Genomic DNA, 17,757 nt, shown 5'->3' with positions numbered 1-17,757 from the left:
CACCTCTCACGGACCGTCGTGACGGCCGATCGGTAACGGGGGTACGGACGACGTCGAGCGACGTGAGTCGATCGGAGAGCGCGTGAGTCGCGCTTAGAAGTTCTGGCCCAGTTTCTCGCGGCTGATACGGACGCCGGTCGGCGTGATGATGATCTGGTCGTCACCCTTCCGGACGATGTCGCCGTCGACCTCGTGGGCGACCTGCCGGAGTTCGTCGACGATGTGTTCGACGGTCTTGTCCTCGGTGCGAAGGCGGGTGATGTCCGCGACGACCAGATCGCCGTCGTAGACGGCGTCTTTGATGTCGATGGCGTCGGCCTGGTTGTCTACCTCGGCGATGTGGACGTGCATCGTCGCCTCCGCCGACTCCGCGGGTACGTCGTCGAGGTCCAGTTCGACGTAATCCTCGGCGGTCCGCGACTGGTTGCCGCCGAGAATTTTGCTCATGAGTCCCATTGCCGATATCCACCGGGGCCGCGAGTATAGTTCTTACGTCAGACGGAGTGTCACGCGAACCGAAACGGCGTCGTCCGCGGATGACCCCGTCACGTCCGATCCGGTCCACTCGGCGGTCACCGCCACGAAAGCTAGCGCCATCGACGAGACGCAGTGCTGCTGCGCCGACGTGTGACGTCCGCTCGTCGCCCAGAAGTCCGAAATTCACCGGCGGCCATCCTCATTAGTACTCGGCGATTGTTCGGTGAACGTATACCGATTCTACAACTGATTAATGAACATAATAACATTAATATATTATAATGTAAACTGAGAAATCAGGTGCATGGCACGTCCACGCACGCCACGCCGTTGACACACGCGATTCGACGACAGTGTGTCCCGGCGCGGGCGTGACCGGCGTGTCGACTCGATGGCGGGGGAAGGTTGCTAGGTCCGTCGTCGAGGGGGCATCGATCGGCCGACGGCGGCCGACGTGCCAGGATCGGGACGCTTCAGGGACGCCGTGCACCCCCACAATCCATGTCAGACAAACACGTCACTCGCCGCCGCCTGCTCCGAAACACCGCTGCAGGCGTGACGGCAACGGGAATGGCAGGCACAGCAGTCGCACAGCAGTCACCCGAGCGAAAGATCGTCGGACTCACCGCCGACGCTCCCTTCGGACTCGCGCGGAAGGCGGCGAGCGAAGTCACGCACGAACTGGACTTCGATCGGGTCGGGAAGGTCGTATCCGGCAGGTTCCCGGCCGAGGCGATCGAGGCGCTCGAGAAGAACCCGAACGTGCGCTACGTCGAAGACGAGGGCACGATGGAGGCGCTGGCCCAGACGCTGCCGTGGGGTATCGACCGCGTCGACGCCGACGTCGTCCACGACGACGGCGAGACCGGCAGCGGTGCCGACATCGCCATCATCGACACCGGCATCGACGAGGACCACCCGGACCTGGAGGCCAACCTGGGGGCCGGCGAGGACTTCACCGGCACGGGGTCGTGGGACGACGACAACGGCCACGGCACCCACTGCGCCGGCATCGCCGACGCCGTCGACAACAGCGAGGGCGTCGTCGGCGTCTCCACCGAGGCGACGTTACACGCGGTGAAGGTACTCGACAGTCAGGGCAGCGGGTCGTTCTCCGACATCGCCGCCGGCATCGAATGGGTCGCCGACCAGGGCTACGACGTCGGGTCGCTGTCGCTCGGCGGTTCCTCGGGGAGTTCGGCGCTCCAGGACGCCGTCCAGTACGCCCAGAACAACGGCGTGTTGCTCGTGGCCGCGGCCGGCAACTCCGGGCCGTGTTCCGACTGCGTCGGCTATCCCGCGGCCTACGACGAGGTCATGGCGGTCTCCTCGACGAACGACAGCGACGACCTCTCGTCGTTCTCCAGCACCGGGCCGGAGATCGAGATCGCCGCACCCGGGAGCGACATCTACTCGACGTACAACGACGGCGGCTACGACACCCTCTCGGGCACCTCGATGGCGTGTCCGCACGTCTCCGGCGCGGCCGGCCAGTTGATGGCCAACGGCTACACGAACTCGGAAGCGCGCCAGCTACTGAAAGACACGGCCGAGGACATCGGCCTCGCGGACAACGAGCAGGGCAGCGGCCTGCTCGACGTCGAGGCGGCGGTGCTCGGCGGCGGCGACCCCGAACCCGAACTCACCGTCTACACCGATTCGGCCACCGGCGTCGGCGAGACGTCCGCGACGCTGAACGGCACGCTGGACGACCTCGGCGAGGCCAGCAGCGCGGACGTCTACTTCGAGTGGGGCGAGGCCGGCAGCGGCCTTCCGAACACGACGGCCACCCAGACGCTCACGTCGACGGGATCGTTCAGCGACGACATCTCCGAGCTGAGCTCCGGGACGGACTACGAGTTCCGCGCGGTCGCAAACGGGAGCGACGGCAGTTCCGACACCGGAACCACGCAGTCGTTCACGACCGACAGCGGCGACGGCGGCTGTTTCATCACGACGGCGACCGCCGGCGAGGGTCACACGCTCAACTCGCTGCGGCGGTTCCGCGACGAGTCCATGGCGGCGACCCCGGTCGGGCGCGGCCTGGTTGGGCTCTACTACCGGATCAGCCCGCCCATCGCCGAGACGCTGGAGCGCAACCCCGAGAGCCTGACGGCCCGGACCACCCGGAAGATCGTGGAGCTGTGTGCCTCGCTCTCGGACAGGCAGGACGCGACCGACTCGTCCGTCGAGAGCGCCTCGCTCGGCGTCGCGCTCACGATGCTGTACGTCGTCGGCATCCTGGTGGGCGCCGGCGGCCACGCCGGAATCCGCACGCGGGAGCTACTCGACTGATCGCACCAGCACGGTAGCGAACCGAATCGAACGACACGTCCGAAGTCGCGGGATCGTGATCTCGGTCTCGCCCTCGGCCCACACTGGAACGCGGCCGACTTCGTTATCGATTCGTCTTCGTGTGACGTTCGCCGTCCACGAGAAACACGGAAGGGCCGGCACCGATTTCGGCGCCGCGACTCCCCTCGACGACGTCTAACCGCGCCGCCCGTTCGTCCACGAGAACGACCTCTCCCTGGTGAACGTCGATCGTCTGTTCGACGGAGATTCGCCGACGTTCCGGGCACGCGGAGGCTCTCCGTATTTTGGATCTATTACGCGTTATTCCAAAGTTCCCGATGAGTATGATAAAATTCTATTATATATAAATTATTCCCCGCCAGATTTATATTTCAATGGCTAACACTGTTCGTGTGGTTTGAGTTACCATGGAAGATGAACAAATCTCACGGCGAACGGTTCTTCAGGGAGTAGGTGCCAGCGTCGGTACGGTCGCACTGGCGGGACAGGTATCCGCGGACGGCGCAAGTGAGGGGCACATCGTCGGCGTCGACGCCGACAGCGGCCTCGGCGACGTTCGCGCGGCGGCGGGATCGGTGCGTCGCGAGTTCGACTTCGGATCCATCGGGAAAGCGCTCTCGGGTCGGTTCCCCGAGGAGGCGCTCGAGGCACTCGAGAAGAACCCGAACGTGCGCTACGTCGAGGAGAACGGCACGATGGAGGCACTGGCGCAGTCGACGCCCTACGGCATCGAGACCGTCAGGGCCGACGTCGCACACGACGACGGCTACACCGGCGACGGCGTGGACGTCGCCGTCATCGACACCGGGATCGACGAGGACCACCCGGACCTGGAGGCCAACCTCGGCGCAGGCGAGGACTTCACGGGCACCGGCTCGTGGGACGACGACAACGGCCACGGCACCCACTGCGCGGGGACCGTTGCCGCCGTCGACAACGACGAGGGCGTCATCGGCGTCGCCCCGGACGCGACGCTGCACGCCGCGAAGGTGCTCGACAGTCAGGGCAGCGGGTCGTACGACGACATCGCCGCCGGCATCGAGTGGGCGGCCGACCAGGGCTACGACGTCGCCAGCATGAGCCTCGGCGGCGACGCCTCCTCGACCGTCGAGGACGCGGTGCAGTACGCCGACGAGCAGGGCGTCCTGCTGGTCGCGGCGGCCGGCAACGACGGCGAGTGTACCGACTGCGTGAGCCACCCGGCGGCCTACGAGGAGGTCATCGCCGTCAGCGCGACGAACGAGGACGACGAACTCGCGTCGTTCTCCTCGACCGGTCCCGAGGTCGAGATCGCCGCGCCCGGCGAGGGCGTCGAATCGACGTACAACGACGGCGGCTACGACACCCTCGACGGCACGTCGATGGCCTGCCCGCACGTCGCGGGCGGCGGGGCAGTGCTGATGGCCAACGGCGCCTCCGCCAGCGAGGCCCGCCAGCAGCTTGCCGACGGCGCGGACGACATCTGCCTGTGTGAGGAAGACCAGGGCGAGGGCCGGCTCAACGTCGCGGCCTCGCTCGGCCTCGAAGATCCCGCCGAGTGCGACGAGGACTCACGCGACTGCCAGAACGACGACGGCGGCGGTGGCTGTTACATCACGACGGCCACGGCCGGCGAGAGCGACACGCTGGACTCGCTGCGGAGGTTCCGCGACGAGTCGATGTCGGCGACGCCGATCGGCCGCGCGCTCGTCCGGCTGTACTACCGGATCAGCCCGCCGATCGCCGACACGCTCGCGGCCCACCCCGACGGCCTGACGACTCGCGCGACCCGCGGGATCGTCGAGTTCTGTGCGGGCCTGTCGGACCGCCAGGAAGCGACCGACTCGCGTGTCGCCAGCGCGTCGCTGGGCGTCACGCTGACCGCGCTGTACCTGCTCAGCATCACCGTGGGGGCGACCGGCCACGCCGGCATCAGCCTGCGCGAGCGCATCGAGGACGCGTAAGCAGTCCGGACCCGTCGCGTCGCTCCGCCGATATCGTGGGTGCGCGATCCCGGTTCGGAACCACACCGGTCGACGATAGCGACTTTTTTGCCGGTTCGATACGTGTAGCCGGCCGTGACCTTCAGTATCTGCGTTCGCGAGGAGTACGAAGACGAGAACGGCGACGACCAGCGACGGTTCGGCGTCGCCGTCACGACCCGCCTGCCGGGCGTCGGGACGCTCTGCCCGTTCGTCAGCGAGAACTGCGCCGTCGCGACCCAGAGCCTGGTCAACGTCGAACTCGGCCGGCGGGGGATCGCCTACGTCGACGACGGACTCGCCGTCGAAGACGCGCTTGAGGCCCTGCTCAACGCCGACGAGGGCGCGCCCCAGCGACAGCTTCACGGGGTCGACGCCGACGGCACGTTCGCGTTCTCCGGCGCGGAGTGTGGCGACTGGTTCGGTCATCGGGAGGGCGATCACTTCACGGTCGCCGGGAACCTCCTGACCGGCGAGTCCGTCCTCGACGCGACCGCGGCGGCCTACGAGGCGGTCGACGACACGAGCGGCAGTCCGCGAGACGGCGAGGGCCCCGACCCGCTCGCGAAGCGACTGATCGACGCGCTCGCGGCGGGTGACCTGGAGGGCGGTGACAAGCGCGAGGGCCTGTCCGTCCAGAGCGCCGCGGTCGCCGTCGAGACCACCGAGGAGTACGACGTGACGCCGCCGTACAACGACCTCCGGGTGGACGCGACGGAGACGCCGATCGCCGACCTGCGGGAGACGTACGACCTCGCGGTAATCGGCTACGAGGATACGCTCGAACGGTACGAGGGGGCGTACGAGGCGGATTCGCTGGACGAAACGGACGAGTGAGCCCTCGCGATCGCCGGTCGCCGGTCCCGAACGACGCCGCTACCCGGAGAACTCGTACAGTTCGTCGCCGACGTGATGCAGCGAGTCGACGACCTTCCCCTCGTCGCCGACCATGTCCGAGCCCTCGACGCGGGCGCGGCCGACGGCCAGCACCTTTCCGTGGGATTCCTCGGCGATCACGACCAGATCGTCCGGCGAGATGTCGTCGGTCGCCTCGACGATGCCGGGTCGCATCACGTCGGCTCCGTCGCTGACGAAGGAGATCGCGCCGGCGTCGACGGTCACGAGACGCCGATCGGGATCGTAGGCGTTCGCGCCGCGGACCGTCAGGAACGGTTCCTCGTCGAAGTACGCGACCTGTGGGTCGCCGTCGATGAGAATCACCTCCCAGTCGGTCTCTTCGAATTCGACGCGCTCGTAGGCGTCGCCGTCGGGTACGACGCCGAGTTGCTCGTCCAGAGTCTCCTCGAGATCGGAGACGGCGTCGCTGCGGAGGTGGTGTCGCGATTTGACCTGCATACCCGGGACCACGCCCGTTCTCGGTATAAAACGCCCGTTTCCGAAACCGATCGCGAACGACGAGACTCACCGCGGCCGAAACGTGTGGTAATTGCTAAGTAATAGCGTGGTGTCGGTCGATTCATGTGGCCCTCCCGGAACCGGACTGAGACGGTCACGTGTCTCGCCTGCGGCGCCGAGGTCGCCCGTTCGAACGCCCGCGAGTACGACAAGTACGGCGATCGCTGGGACCGGGAGAACAAGACGTTCGAGCACCTCTGCAAGTCCTGCCACGCCGACCTCTGTCATCACCCGCGCGACGAACTCGAGGCGCTACTGGTCGAACTCGACGCTGGCGAGGAGACCCAGGCGGCGTTTCTCGCGGGCTATCTGGCGACCGTCGAGGAGCGCTACGGCCGGCTCGAGGAGGAGTCCTGATACGGATTGCTGTACCGATGTACCGGCGCAACCGCCGCCCGGATCGCGGTTGCGCCGGAAATGACTTACAGTAAACCGTATGAGTCCGATCGCCGGTCATCCCGATCCCGACACGACTTTCACCCTTACGGCCATACCACTCCGTATGAGCGACGACGCACAGGCCGAAGCCGGGACGGCCGAAGGGCAGGGCCCCGTCGAAATCTCCGAGGACCTCGCGCGCCACCTCGAGAACAAGCGCGAGGAACTGTTCGAGAAGTTCGAGATCCGCGACGAGTTCCCCGCCGAGGTCATGCGAGAGGCCGAGGAACGCACCGAGGGCGTCCAGTCCGAGATCGCCGACGAGATCGACGAGCGCCGGGACCTCCGCGATCTGACAACCTGGACGACCGACCCGATCGACGCCCAGGACTTCGACGACGCGCTCTCGATCGAGGAGCGCGAGGACGAGTACGTCCTCTGGGTCCACATCGCCGACGTGACCCACTACGTCAACCCCGACACGGCGATGTGGGACGAGGCGGTCGAACGCGGGAACACGGTCTACCTGCCGGGCTATACGATCCACATGCTCCCGCCGGTGCTGGCCGAGACGGTCTGCTCGCTCGTCCCGAACGAGGATCGCCTGGCCCACACCGTCGAGATGCACCTCGACAAGGAGAACCTCGGCTACGAGTCGATCGACATCTACAAGTCGGTCATCGAGTCCGACGAACGGCTCACCTATACGCAGGCCGAGAACCGACTCGAGGATCCCGACGCGCCGCTCCACGAGGAGAACGTGCTGGTCCACGAACTCGCCGATCGGATGCACGAGCAGCGCAAGGAGGACGGCTCGCTCGTGCTCAACCCGAGTCGCGATCGCGCCCACACGATCATCGAGGAGTGTATGCTGAAGGCCAACAAGGCCGTCACGCACACGCTGATGTGGGACCGGGGCGTCGAGGCGATGTACCGGGTCCACCCCCAGCCCAGCCCCGACGAGTGGTCCAAGGCCCTCCGGGAGATCCAGGATCTCGACGGCGTCTCGATCCCCGGCGACACGTGGGACGACCCACGGAAAGCCGTCAACGCCACGCTCGAGGACGCCCCGGGCCGCCAGTTGGACAAGATCCAGTGGGCCGTGATGAAGGTGATGCCCCGGGCGCGCTACATGAACGACCCCTTCGGCGGCCACCACGCGCTGAACTTCGAGATCTACGGTCACTTCACCAGTCCGATCCGCAGGCTGAGCGACCTGATCAACCACTGGATCGTCTACAAGAACGACGTCCCCGAGAACCTCGTGGAACTGTGCGATCGGGCCAGCGACAAGGGGAAAGCCGCCGAGCAGTGCGAACGCGAGTACAAGAACTTCCTCCAGGAGGTCGGTCTCGACCCGATGGCGGTCAACAACCGCGGGATCGAGGTCGTCGAGGAGAGCGAGGCTGAGCGAACGCTGTGAGGGACGCCTCGCAAGCGACAACCGAGAAGACGCTGGAGGCCGTCTCTCGCCCCGCACGACCTCAGAGCGCCTTCTCGTAGATGTACTCCTCGAGGTCCGCACCGAGGTCGCTGTCGTAGGTGCCGACGCGATCGAACCCCCTGGATTCGTAGAACGAGACGCCCACCTCGTTGTCCGCGAGGACGGCCAGCCGGAGCCGATCGAAGACCTCCTCGAACTCGGCTTCGAGAGACTCGAGTAGCGCCGTTCCGATTCCCTCGTCCCACAGGTCGGGCCGAACGTAGATCCGGACGAGGTAGGCGACCCGGGCGTCCTCCGGCCACGGAACCACGTGCGCGAAGCCGTGACACCGCTCATCGGCTTCGATCGCCCCGGCGTCAGTCTCCGCGCCCGAATCGACGACGAGAAACGTCGCGTCGTCGCGCCCTGTCGTGTCGGCGATCGACGCCTCGATCTCGCCGATCGCGTACCACTCGTCGACGATCTCGTCGACTCGATCGGGGCCGAGCAGATCGTCGTAGGCGGCGTGCCAGCTCTCGCGGGCCGTCTCGTGGACGCCCCAGACGTCGTCGGCCGTCGCCTCCCGGATGTCTCGCGTCACGTCAGGTCCTATCATGCCAGCCGACAAAAATGACCATGGCTGATTTCGCCGGGTTGCGGCCGTGCGAGCCGATCGGCGACGATGATTTCGATCGTTTCTGACCTATCTGTAATTCGACACGAAGTGACGATTCTCGCGTGAGTCGAGAGTCTCGACGTCCGACCGGATCGTCAGTCGCCTGGCAGGACCACCGCGGCGACAGCGAAACGTCCGATCGATGACCCCCTTCGTTTTGACCGATTTGTCATTACGGTTAATCCGTTCACTACCGTACCGATCGGATGCGGACGACTACACCACAGTTCCGTCCGCCACCCATACGTTCCCCTACTTCTGCGACGATCGATGCGATCGTCAGTCGATCGGGTGTTCGGACGACCGCCAGTCGATCGGATCCGATCGCCCGGAAAAGAGCGCGACGGAACGCAGGCGGCAGAAATCGAGCGGCGTTACGCGTGGACGCGACCGGCCACGGCGAGCAAGAGGGCGGCGAGCGCGACGATCCCACCGAACCCGGGCAGGCCGTCGCTGTCTTCGCCGTCCGCGTCGCCGCCCTGGACGACCACCTCTCGTTCCGAGAAGTGGTCGACGGCGATCAGGACGTCGGCGGTAGCCGACGCGTCGCTCGACTGGGTTACCATGTACCGGGGGTCCTCGCCGATGCCGCCCTCGAGTTCGCTGAACGAAGCGGCTTCGGCGGCGGCCTCGCCGTCGATCGTCACCGTAAGGTCCTCGGCGGTGCTGGCATCCGCGAGCGCGGCCTCGGAGACGCTCGCGATAACGACGGTGCCCTCGCCGTGAGCGCGTTCGACGGTCATCTCGAGGCGCTCCGCGCTCTCGCTCGCGGTGTCGACGGTGAGGTCCTGGCCGTAGGTCGCGACGTCGACGACGCGCTCGCCGTCGGCCTCGTCGGCGTACACCTCGGCGGTCGCCGTCCCCTCGGTGATCATGCGCTCCTGTTGCTCGGCGGCGTCGTCGCGTTCGCCGTCGGCGTACGATCGGAACACGAGCGTCGAGTCGCGCTCGAGGTCGGCCACGACGTCGTTCTCGTCGGTGACCGTCACCTCGCCCTCGCCGACCACGACGAACGCGCCGGTGCGCTCGTCGGTTTCGACGACGACGCGGTTCTCGCTCTCCTGGGTCGCCTCGGCGTTGCTCTCCGCGGCGAGATCCACCTCGACGTACTGGGCTTCCTCACCGGCGTCGACGGTCAGGATGCCCCGATCGCTGTCGTGGGCGGTCAGCGACGCGGACCCGTCGGTGGCGATCTCGGCTCGGGTTTCGCTCCGGACCTCGAGGTCGAGGCCGACGCCCGTGAGGTTCACGACGGCATCGAGGCCGACGTCGGTGTCGACGCCAGCGTCGCTGTGATGGTCCGACTGGGACCGGACCGACACGTTCTCGAACACCTGTTCGCCGTCGACGCGATAATCGAGCACGGCGTTGCTCGACGTCTCGAACGCGACGTGCGTCCCGGCGTAGGCGTCGGACTGGCTCTCGATGGCCGGGGCTGTCGATGCGCTGGAGGACTGTGTTGCGCTCGCGCCCGCGCCCACGACGGCGACCGACAGGGTCGCAAGCGTGACCGCGGCTGCGAGTACAACGGACGTGATTCGGTTCATCGCACCCGCTGGATTTCCCCGGGGGTGTAAAGTCCGTTCTGACAGGACCGTCCAATCGTGGTAACGGTTCGCTAGCCATAGTAACCGGCCGAACGCGATTCAGAGACCAAATGCGTACCCGTGTGGACGGCGGCCGGGACCGCGGTCCTCGAGGGTACAAACCGCCTCACCGGTGCGGAGATCGTCTCACTCGAATCCCGCCAACGGGACCTGCGATCCCAGGAGCGTCCCGGCGCTGACCACCGACCCGGAGAGGATCGCGAGGAGAGAGACGATCGCGCCGAAACTCGACGTCGCCGAGCCGATGCCGCCGGCGTCCTCGTCGTCGACCGCGTCCGTTTCGCTTTCCTCGTTGGAATCGGCGTCCGATCCCTCCGCCCCCTCGCTTTCCAGGTCGGCGTCGGCGCTCAGCGGTTCGATCTCGTCGACGTCCTCGACGTTCTCGAGTTCCGCGTTGGTCCGGCCGAGTCGATCGTTCGCCGCCGCGACGACCGCGTTGGTCGCCTCGATTTTCGCGGCCGGGTCGTCGGCGGTCTCCAGTTCCGCCGCCGCGTCGTACAGGGTTCCGTGGTGCTCCTCGACCCAGTCCGCGGCGCTGTAGAGCGAGTCGGCCGCCTCCTGGGCGTCCTCGTTGACCGGCACGTAGGTCTCCTCGATGTGCTGGGCCTCCTCGCGGGCCTCGTCGGGTGTCTCGACCGGCTCGGCGATCTCCATGCCGGCCCGTTCCCGCGCCTGCGCGTTGATTTCCGCGACGACCTGGGCGAAGACGTCGGCCTGGAGCCGATCGGCCTCGTCGCGGAGGTAGTCGGCCGCGTTCGCCGCGTCGAATTCGCCGTCGCCGCTCGCCTCGTCCGCGGTCTCCCTTTCGTCGTCGTCCGCCTCGCTTCCGTCGTCGCCGGGGGCGAGGTCCGGATCCTCGTCGTACTCACCCGGGGCCTGTTCGCCGGATCCAGCCGTCGGCTCGAGTTCGACGTTCGTCGTCGTCGTCGTGCCGCCCGGATCGATCGAGACGGCTCGCGTCGCGGACTCGTGGTCGGGCGCGTCGACCGAGAGGGACCGATCGCCCGGCGACACCGTGAGTTCGTACGCGCCCGCGTCGTCGGTCGTCGTCTCGGTGCCGTCGATAGCGACCGTCGCGTCCGCGATCGGCACGCCGTCCCCGTCGGTCACGGTCCCGGTGACGGTGCCGGGTTCGGGGTCGAGTGCCACGTCGACCGTCTCGGCGGCGCCTGCCGTGACCGACACGCTCGCGGTCGATTCCAGGTGATTCGAGGCGTTCACCGACAGCGTGTAGTCGCCGGCCCGGAGTTCGAGTTCGTATGCGCCCGCACCGTCGGTCGTCGCCGTCGCCTCGCCTGCGTCGACCGTCGCGCCTGCGATCGGTTCGCCGTCCCCGTCGGTCACGGTTCCCTCGATCGTCCCCAGGGGCGTCGCGCTCACCGTGCCGTCGGCCCAGGCGGTCGTCACGTCCTCCGTGGGATCGAGCGTCCCGAGGGTGAGTTCCGGCTCGATCGTCGAGGCCTCCCCGTCGAACGCCAGGGCAGTCTCGTCGCCGGGGTCGCCGACGAGCCTGAACCCCAGCCCGAACGCGTGGAACGGGGCTGCGGTGTCGTCGAACGTCGCCGCGTCCTCGTTCGGTACGACGGTCACGTTGCCCGCCTCGGGGTCTTCGGACGCGATTTCGGGGTCGACCCACTCGCCGTCGGTGACGCCCTCCAGTTCGACGACGGCCGGGTCGTACTCGACGACGACCTCGTAGTCGCTGACGTTCTCGGTGGCCGCGATCGGCTCGACGTCGACCGCGGAGACGACCGTCTCTCCCGCGTCGGCCTCCGCGGGGAGCGCGACGGTCCGGTAGTCGTAGTTCTCGTCGGCCTCGAGGGTGAGATCGACCGTCGTCTCACGATCGTCGACCACCTCGACGGTCTCTTTGCCGTCGACGTAGCCGGCGGTCGACCCGCGCAGCGTGTATTCGTCTCCGATCAGTTCGAACTCGTAGCTCCCGCTCCGATCGGTCGTCACCTCCTCGCCGGCGATCGAGACCGTGACGCCCGCGATCGGGTCGCCGCTCTCGTCGGTGACGGTCCCCTCGACGGTCCCCGTCGGCGGTTCGGCCGTGATCTCGAGCAGGTCGGTCGACGCCCGCGAGAGGTCCCGCTGGAACTCCTCGACGAAATCCGCGGCATCTCGGAGCGCCTGTGCCGCTCGCTCCGCGTCCTCACCGGGATAGTTCGACTCGATCCGATCGGCCTCGTCGCGCGCGTCCTGCGGCGTCCGGATCGCGTCGGGGTCCGTCATCTCGAACCCCGCTTGCTCGTTGATCTCTTTCGGTACCTGCGTCAGGGTGTCGTCCTGGAGCCGATCGGCGTCGTCGCTCAGTCGGTTCGCTTCCGCTTTCCCTTCCTCGCGAGTCTCGGCCGCTAGCGGGTCGATCTTCCCAATCGGCTCGACGTTCTCCAGTCGATCGTTGATCCCCGCGACGCGATCGTTCGTCTCCGCGATCGGTTCCTCGTTGATCTCCGCAACGACCCTGACGACCTCCTCGTCCCGGTCGTCGCTTGCCGTTGCACCCGTGCCGGTCGCCCCCGCGACCCCCATCGACGCGGTCGACGCGATCAGCGCGACCGCGAACACGAGGGTGAGAAATTCTCGCATGCTACGTGATGCTATCCCGACAGTTCATCATATACGTTCTAACAAAACCGTCAAATAATACCACTACCCATCTCGTAACATCAACTACAGAAACTACATCAATATAACTACATTGAATTTGTGAGCGGTTTGTAGGGCCGAGCAGTCGCCGCGCCGCTCTGCAGGCGGCCGATCGGTCCGAAACGCGAAAACAGTCGTCGTGTTCGACGCGGACGCTTATCGATCGACCCGTGCGAGCAGGCCGGCGATCGACAGGGCGATCACGGCGACGCCGGCGCCGAAGCCGGGCAGTCCGTCGCTGGCACCGCCGTCGCTCGCGTCGCTATCGTCGGCCTCTGCGTCGGACGCTGTCTCGCCGTCGTCGCCGTCATCGCTCGTATCGCTATCGGCATCGTCGGAACCGGTTCCGTCTGCACCGTCGCCGTCACTGTCACCGTCATCGCTGATCGTCGCCGTTCGCTCCGAGAAGTGGGTGATCGCGACGTAGACGGTCGCCTCGCCCTCGGCCGCCGCGTCCTGGGCGACCACGTAGCGGGCCGTGTCGCCGCCCTCGATCGCGCTCTCGAGTTCGCTCTCGGATTCGGCTTCGACGGCCGCCTCGCCGTCGACGGTCACCGAGAGATTCTCGAGGCTCCCGACGGCTTCCTCGGAGACGGTGGTCAGCAGGATGGTCCCGTCGTGGACGGTTCGATCGACGGTCACCTCGACCTCGTTCCGGGCCTCGTTCGAGACCTCGGCGCTGGTCTCCTCGCCGTAGGTGACGGCGCTCTCGGCCGTCTCACCGTCGCGTTCCTCGACGTACACCTCGGCGGCGGCCGATCCCTCGGCGATCAGTGACTCCTCGTCCCTCGCGCTCTCGTCGCGGTCGCCGTCCTGGTAGGAGCGGAACGCAAGGGTCGCGTTCTCCTCGAGGGCCGCCGAGACGTCGCCCTCCTCGTTGACGGTCACCTCGCCGTCCCCGACGACCAGGAAGACGCCCTCGCGATCCTCGGTTTCGACGCGGACGCGATCGCCCTCCTCGCTCGCCTCGGCGTTCGAACTGAGTTCCGCCTGCACGTACTGGCTCTCGCCGCCGCTCTCGACGACGAGCGTCCCGCGTTCGTTGTCGTGGGCCGACAGCGTCGCTCCGCTTTCGGCCTGGACCTCGGCGCTGGCTGACGCCCGCGTCTCGAGCGTGAGACTCGCGCCCGCGAGGTCGGTCAACGCCTCGAGCGTGACGTCGGCACCGAGATCGGCGTCGGCGGCGGCCTCGCTCTGGGACTGGACGGCGACCGAGGAGAACGCCTCGTCGCCGCCCACCTCGTACCCGGTGACGGCGTCCCTGTCCACGTCGAAGGCGACGTGGGTCCCCGCGTACGCCTCGGCGGTCGTGTCCGTCGAACTCGATTCGGTGTCGGTCGTCGATGTCGTCGCACCGGCCGCAGCGGCCATCCCGACCACGCTCGTGGTCAGCAGGACCGCCAGACCGATCGCCAGCGCTCGTTTCATGTCATCGATGACTGTCTCCGGTGGCAAAAAGTGGGTTGTGGCAAATCCGTCAAAACGTCCGGTGCGCGCATCTCGATTCGATCGCCGAGGCCCCGAACTCCCTGCGGGCGGCCGCGATCAGGGCCGGGCTAGCAGCCCCGGTCCGAACGCGGACCAGAAACTGATCACGACGCCGGCGACGGTCGAGAGCACGGCGACGATCGCACCGACGCCGGCGAGACCCGACGCGAGCGGTCCGCCGGACTCGTCGTCGGAACGGTCACCGTCACCGCTGTCGTCGGTGACCGTCTCGTTCGACTCCTCGGTGCTCGGCGTTTCCTCCTTGCTCAGTTCGTCGATACCCTCGACGTCCTCGACGTTCTCCATGCGATCGTTGCCCTCGGCGAGGCGCTCGTTCGTGTCCGCGATCGCGCCCTGGTTGATCTCGGCGATCGCGTCCTCGAGTTCGTCCTCGTCGGCGGCCTCGAGCCTGTCGGCGGCGTCGTTCAGGTCCGCCTGGAACCGCTCGACGAAGTCGGCGGCGTCCCGGAGCGAGTCGGCCGCCTCCTGGGCGTCCTCGTTGACCGGTACGTAGGTCTCCTCGATGTGCTGGGCCTCCTCGCGGGCCTCCGCGGGCGTCTCCACCGGCTCGGCGATCTCCATGCCGGCCCGTTCCCGCGCCTGCGCGTTGATCTCCCGGACGACCGCGTCGAGGTAGGCGGCCTGGAGCCGATCGGCGTCGGATCGGAGCCACTCGGCCGCCGCCTCCTGGTCGAACTCCTCGCCCGAGTCGAACTCCTCGCTGCCGTTCTCGGCCTCCCGTTCGTCGCCGTCGTCTTCGTTCGGCCCCGACTCGGTGTCGTTCCCGTCACCGTCGTCCGAGCCATCGTCGCCGCCCGTGGATTCGTTCTCTTCGCCCTCGTCCGGTTTCTCGTCGTCCGGCGACTCGTCGCCTCCGTCGTCCGGGTCCGTCTCCTCGTCCGCCTCGACCGTCGCCAGCGCGTCGTCGTAGACGATTTCGGGGCTCCCGGTCAGGCCGAACCAGTCGCCGCCGTCGCCGTCGACCGTCGACGCCTCCTCGTCGAACGCGACCGTCGTCTGCGCGCCGGGGTCGGCCGCGAGTTCGAACTCGGCGACGAAGGCCGTGAGCGGCGTCTCCTGACCGCCGATCGAGAGGGTTCCGGTGTCGCCCGACACCGTCACGGTGCCACTGTCTGCCTCGCTGTCGTCGACGCTGACGTCCTGCCAGTCGGCCTCGGAGACGCCCTCGAGGGCGACCGCGTCGGGATCGAACTCGAGTACCAGTTCGAACTCGTCGACCTCGCCGGCGTCCTCGCTCAGCGGTTCGATCACGACGGCCGACTCGTCCGTGTCGCCGGCGTCGCCCTCGAGGGGCATCGCCGCGACCCGGTAGTCGACGCCGCTCTCGGCCTGGAGGGTCGCCTCGTCGCTCACCGTCTCGCCGGCTACGACTTCGACGGTCGTGCTCGTCCCCTCGTAGCCGGCGGCATCGATCGTCAGGTCGTGTTCGCCCTCGCGAATCGTCATCTCGAACGAGCCGTCGGCGTCGGTCGCGACCTGTTCGTCGTCGACGGTCACCGTCGCGCTCCCGATCGGGTCACCGTCCTCGTCGACCACGGTTCCCTCGACGGTCCCCGTTCGAGGCTCCGCGTCGGCGGCCTCCAGGAGCGCGTCCGCGTCGGCGTTCATCCACGCCTGGAAGTCCTCGACGAAGTCGGCGGTGTTCCGGAGCATCTCCGCGGCTTCCCGTGCGGCGTCGGAGACCCCGCCGTACTCCTCTTCGATCCGATCGGCCTCCGCTCTCGCCTCGGCGGGCGTGGACGTCGAGGGATCCACGAAGTCGCCGTCGTAGCCGTGCTCTTCGCGCGCCTGCTCGTTGATCTCCGCGACGACCTTGGTGAACGTCTCGTCCTGCAATCGATTCGCCTCGTCCCGCAGCCAGGCCGCTTCCTGCTCGCCCTCTTCGGGCGTCTCCGCGTCGACCTCGTCGATCGGCTGGATCGGCTCGGTGTACGTGAAGTGTTCCTCGTAGCCCGCGATCTCCTCGTTTATCGGCGCAATCGTCTCGGCGTTGATCTCCTCGACCGTCCGTTCGACCGATCCCTCTTCCGACGAGCTTCCGGCCGCCCCGGCGACGATCCCGGGCCCCGCCGTCGCCGTCACCAGCAGTACCGCGACGAAGACGGCACCAGTGTTCGAGTGCATGTCGGCCTCGGCTTCCAGACGGTGCCTAAAGCCGCTTCCCACGATCCCGGGCAGTTGCGATCGTGCAACGACTGCTACCGTGACGGTAGCCGAGTTGGCCGTGCGAAACTGTCGCTCGTCACCGTTGTCGCGTGCAAAACAGTTCCCGGAATCGGTGCCTCGTCTCGCGATTCGAGCGACCGGCGTCCCGCACGGCGGCCGGTGGCCGATCGATCCGCGCCTACCGGGAGATGTCGGTTTCGTTCTCCTTGACGACGGCCTCGACCTCCGCTTCCGTGATGAGGGCGACGTCGCCGGGGATGGTCCGCTTGAGCGCGGCCGCGGCGGCGGCGTACTCGAGGGCGGTCGGGACGTCGTCGCCGTCGAGTCGGCGGGCGATGAAGGCCCCCGTGAAGGCGTCGCCGGTGCCGATCGCGTCGACGGTGTCGGTCTCGTAGGCCGGCTGGTCGTGGACGACGCTGTCGTGCCAGCCCACCGCGCCCTCCGATCCGCGGGTCACGACGACGGTCGTGAAGTCGTACTGCGAGCCGAGTTTGTGTGCGAGCTGGCGCGGGTCTCCCTCGAAGCCGAGCACGGTCCGGGCGTCGCGGGCGGCGATCACGAGCACGTCGATGCCCGGGAAGAACCGGGTCAGCGTCTCCCGTGCCTCGTCGGGCGACCAGAGCTTGCGCCGATAGTTGAAGTCGAAGGCGGTCGTCGTCCCGCCTTGCCTGGCCGCCTTGAGCATGTTCGCCGTCGTCTCCCGCAGCGTCGACGAGAGCGCCGGCGTGATCCCGCTCGTGAAGAATACTTTCGCGTCCTGGACCACGTCGATGTCGAACTCGCGGGCCTCGGCCGTCGTGACGGCGGCGTTCTCCCGATCGTAGACGACGTTCGTTCCCCGCGGTTTGCCGGCGTGTTCGAGGTAGTAGGTCCCCTGTCGACCCCGGTGACTCCAGACGACGTCCGTCTCGATGCCGTGCCCGCGGAGTTCGCTCACGACCCGGCGTCCGAGCGGCGTCTCCGGAACCTTCGAGAGCCAGGTTGACGGCGTCCCCAGGCGCTGGGCGGCGATCGCGACGTTGCTCTCCGCCCCCGCGGCGCGAACCTCGAACTCGTCGGCGGCCTCGATTCGTTCGTGGTCCGGCGGCGAGAGGCGGAGCATCGTCTCGCCGAATGTGACGAGCTCGCTCACGGCTCGGCCCTCCACACCGGTCGATCGGTGGTGCGTAACTC

13 protein-coding genes are annotated in these 17,757 nt (G+C 67.5%); 5 read left to right on the top strand and 8 right to left on the bottom strand.

Going from position 1 to position 17,757, the window contains the following annotated elements; translation table 11 throughout:
* Positions 1-93 precede the first annotated feature (93 nt).
* Positions 94-456 carry a cell division protein SepF gene (locus AC6I6X_RS18910; protein ID WP_497932110.1) on the bottom strand — a complete coding sequence of 121 codons (363 nt, stop codon included), beginning with the start codon at positions 454-456 and terminating at the stop codon, positions 94-96.
* Between the two features lie 522 nt (positions 457-978).
* Between AC6I6X_RS18910 and AC6I6X_RS18905 the strand changes: the two genes are divergently transcribed.
* The 3 genes from AC6I6X_RS18905 to AC6I6X_RS18895 all read left to right on the top strand — a co-directional run bounded on the left by AC6I6X_RS18905 (position 979) and on the right by AC6I6X_RS18895 (position 5,591).
* On the top strand, positions 979-2,772 hold the full coding sequence (locus AC6I6X_RS18905; protein WP_497932109.1) for a S8 family serine peptidase: 1,794 nt from the start codon (positions 979-981) through the stop codon (positions 2,770-2,772).
* Positions 2,773-3,200: 428 nt separating this feature from the next.
* Positions 3,201-4,736 carry a S8 family peptidase gene (locus AC6I6X_RS18900; RefSeq protein ID WP_497932108.1) on the top strand — a complete coding sequence of 512 codons (1,536 nt, stop codon included), beginning with the start codon at positions 3,201-3,203 and terminating at the stop codon, positions 4,734-4,736.
* 114 nt (positions 4,737-4,850) lie between these two features.
* Positions 4,851-5,591, top strand: a complete 741-nt coding sequence (locus AC6I6X_RS18895; protein ID WP_497932107.1) for a DUF1028 domain-containing protein — start codon at positions 4,851-4,853, stop codon at positions 5,589-5,591.
* Between the two features lie 39 nt (positions 5,592-5,630).
* Here AC6I6X_RS18895 and AC6I6X_RS18890 read toward each other — a convergent pair whose 3' ends face one another.
* Positions 5,631-6,110: an RNA-binding protein gene (locus AC6I6X_RS18890; RefSeq protein WP_497932106.1), complete on the bottom strand. Its 480-nt coding sequence runs from the start codon at positions 6,108-6,110 to the stop codon at positions 5,631-5,633.
* 123 nt (positions 6,111-6,233) lie between these two features.
* On the opposite strand from AC6I6X_RS18890, the gene AC6I6X_RS18885 reads away from it, so the two are divergent.
* Positions 6,234-6,527 carry a DUF7562 family protein gene (locus tag AC6I6X_RS18885; RefSeq protein ID WP_497932105.1) on the top strand — a complete coding sequence of 98 codons (294 nt, stop codon included), beginning with the start codon at positions 6,234-6,236 and terminating at the stop codon, positions 6,525-6,527.
* Between the two features lie 145 nt (positions 6,528-6,672).
* Positions 6,673-7,971 (top strand): RNB domain-containing ribonuclease, encoded by a 1,299-nt coding sequence (locus AC6I6X_RS18880; RefSeq protein WP_497932104.1) that lies wholly within the window; start codon positions 6,673-6,675, stop codon positions 7,969-7,971.
* A 61-nt stretch (positions 7,972-8,032) separates the two neighbouring features.
* Here the strand turns inward: AC6I6X_RS18880 and AC6I6X_RS18875 are convergent, their stop codons facing one another.
* The 6 genes from AC6I6X_RS18875 to kdgK1 form a co-directional block, all read right to left on the bottom strand.
* Entirely contained in the window at positions 8,033-8,572 is a 540-nt protein-coding gene (locus tag AC6I6X_RS18875) for a GNAT family N-acetyltransferase (protein WP_497932103.1), read from the bottom strand.
* A gap of 449 nt (positions 8,573-9,021) precedes the next feature.
* A complete protein-coding gene (locus AC6I6X_RS18870) occupies positions 9,022-10,194 on the bottom strand; it encodes a hypothetical protein (protein WP_497932102.1) in 1,173 nt (390 codons plus the stop codon).
* 186 nt (positions 10,195-10,380) lie between these two features.
* Positions 10,381-12,849 carry a carboxypeptidase regulatory-like domain-containing protein gene (locus tag AC6I6X_RS18865; RefSeq protein WP_497932101.1) on the bottom strand — a complete coding sequence of 823 codons (2,469 nt, stop codon included), beginning with the start codon at positions 12,847-12,849 and terminating at the stop codon, positions 10,381-10,383.
* A gap of 216 nt (positions 12,850-13,065) precedes the next feature.
* Complete coding sequence (locus AC6I6X_RS18860) at positions 13,066-14,337, bottom strand: PGF-CTERM sorting domain-containing protein (RefSeq protein WP_497932100.1); 1,272 nt, start codon at positions 14,335-14,337, stop codon at positions 13,066-13,068.
* Between the two features lie 117 nt (positions 14,338-14,454).
* On the bottom strand, positions 14,455-16,542 hold the full coding sequence (locus AC6I6X_RS18855) for a carboxypeptidase-like regulatory domain-containing protein (protein ID WP_497932099.1): 2,088 nt from the start codon (positions 16,540-16,542) through the stop codon (positions 14,455-14,457).
* 220 nt (positions 16,543-16,762) lie between these two features.
* A complete protein-coding gene (kdgK1, locus tag AC6I6X_RS18850; protein WP_497932098.1) occupies positions 16,763-17,716 on the bottom strand; it encodes a bifunctional 2-dehydro-3-deoxygluconokinase/2-dehydro-3-deoxygalactonokinase in 954 nt (317 codons plus the stop codon).
* Positions 17,717-17,757 lie beyond the last annotated feature (41 nt).

This window comes from Halosolutus sp. YCN4 (assembly GCF_059736495.1).
This window is presented reverse-complemented; position numbering and strand designations above follow the sequence as displayed.

Bases quoted from the DNA above. Each gene is read 5' to 3' on its own strand.
- AC6I6X_RS18885 (WP_497932105.1), top strand. From the start codon at position 6,234: ATGTGGCCCTCCCGGAACCGGACTGAGACGGTCACGTGTCTCGCCTGC.
- AC6I6X_RS18910 (WP_497932110.1), bottom strand. From the start codon at position 456: ATGGGACTCATGAGCAAAATTCTCGGCGGCAACCAGTCGCGGACCGCC.
- AC6I6X_RS18900 (WP_497932108.1), top strand. From the start codon at position 3,201: ATGGAAGATGAACAAATCTCACGGCGAACGGTTCTTCAGGGAGTAGGT.
- AC6I6X_RS18855 (WP_497932099.1), bottom strand. From the start codon at position 16,542: ATGCACTCGAACACTGGTGCCGTCTTCGTCGCGGTACTGCTGGTGACG.
- AC6I6X_RS18865 (WP_497932101.1), bottom strand. From the start codon at position 12,849: ATGCGAGAATTTCTCACCCTCGTGTTCGCGGTCGCGCTGATCGCGTCG.
- AC6I6X_RS18860 (WP_497932100.1), bottom strand. From the start codon at position 14,337: ATGAAACGAGCGCTGGCGATCGGTCTGGCGGTCCTGCTGACCACGAGC.
- AC6I6X_RS18880 (WP_497932104.1), top strand. From the start codon at position 6,673: ATGAGCGACGACGCACAGGCCGAAGCCGGGACGGCCGAAGGGCAGGGC.
- AC6I6X_RS18890 (WP_497932106.1), bottom strand. From the start codon at position 6,110: ATGCAGGTCAAATCGCGACACCACCTCCGCAGCGACGCCGTCTCCGAT.
- AC6I6X_RS18870 (WP_497932102.1), bottom strand. From the start codon at position 10,194: ATGAACCGAATCACGTCCGTTGTACTCGCAGCCGCGGTCACGCTTGCG.
- AC6I6X_RS18905 (WP_497932109.1), top strand. From the start codon at position 979: ATGTCAGACAAACACGTCACTCGCCGCCGCCTGCTCCGAAACACCGCT.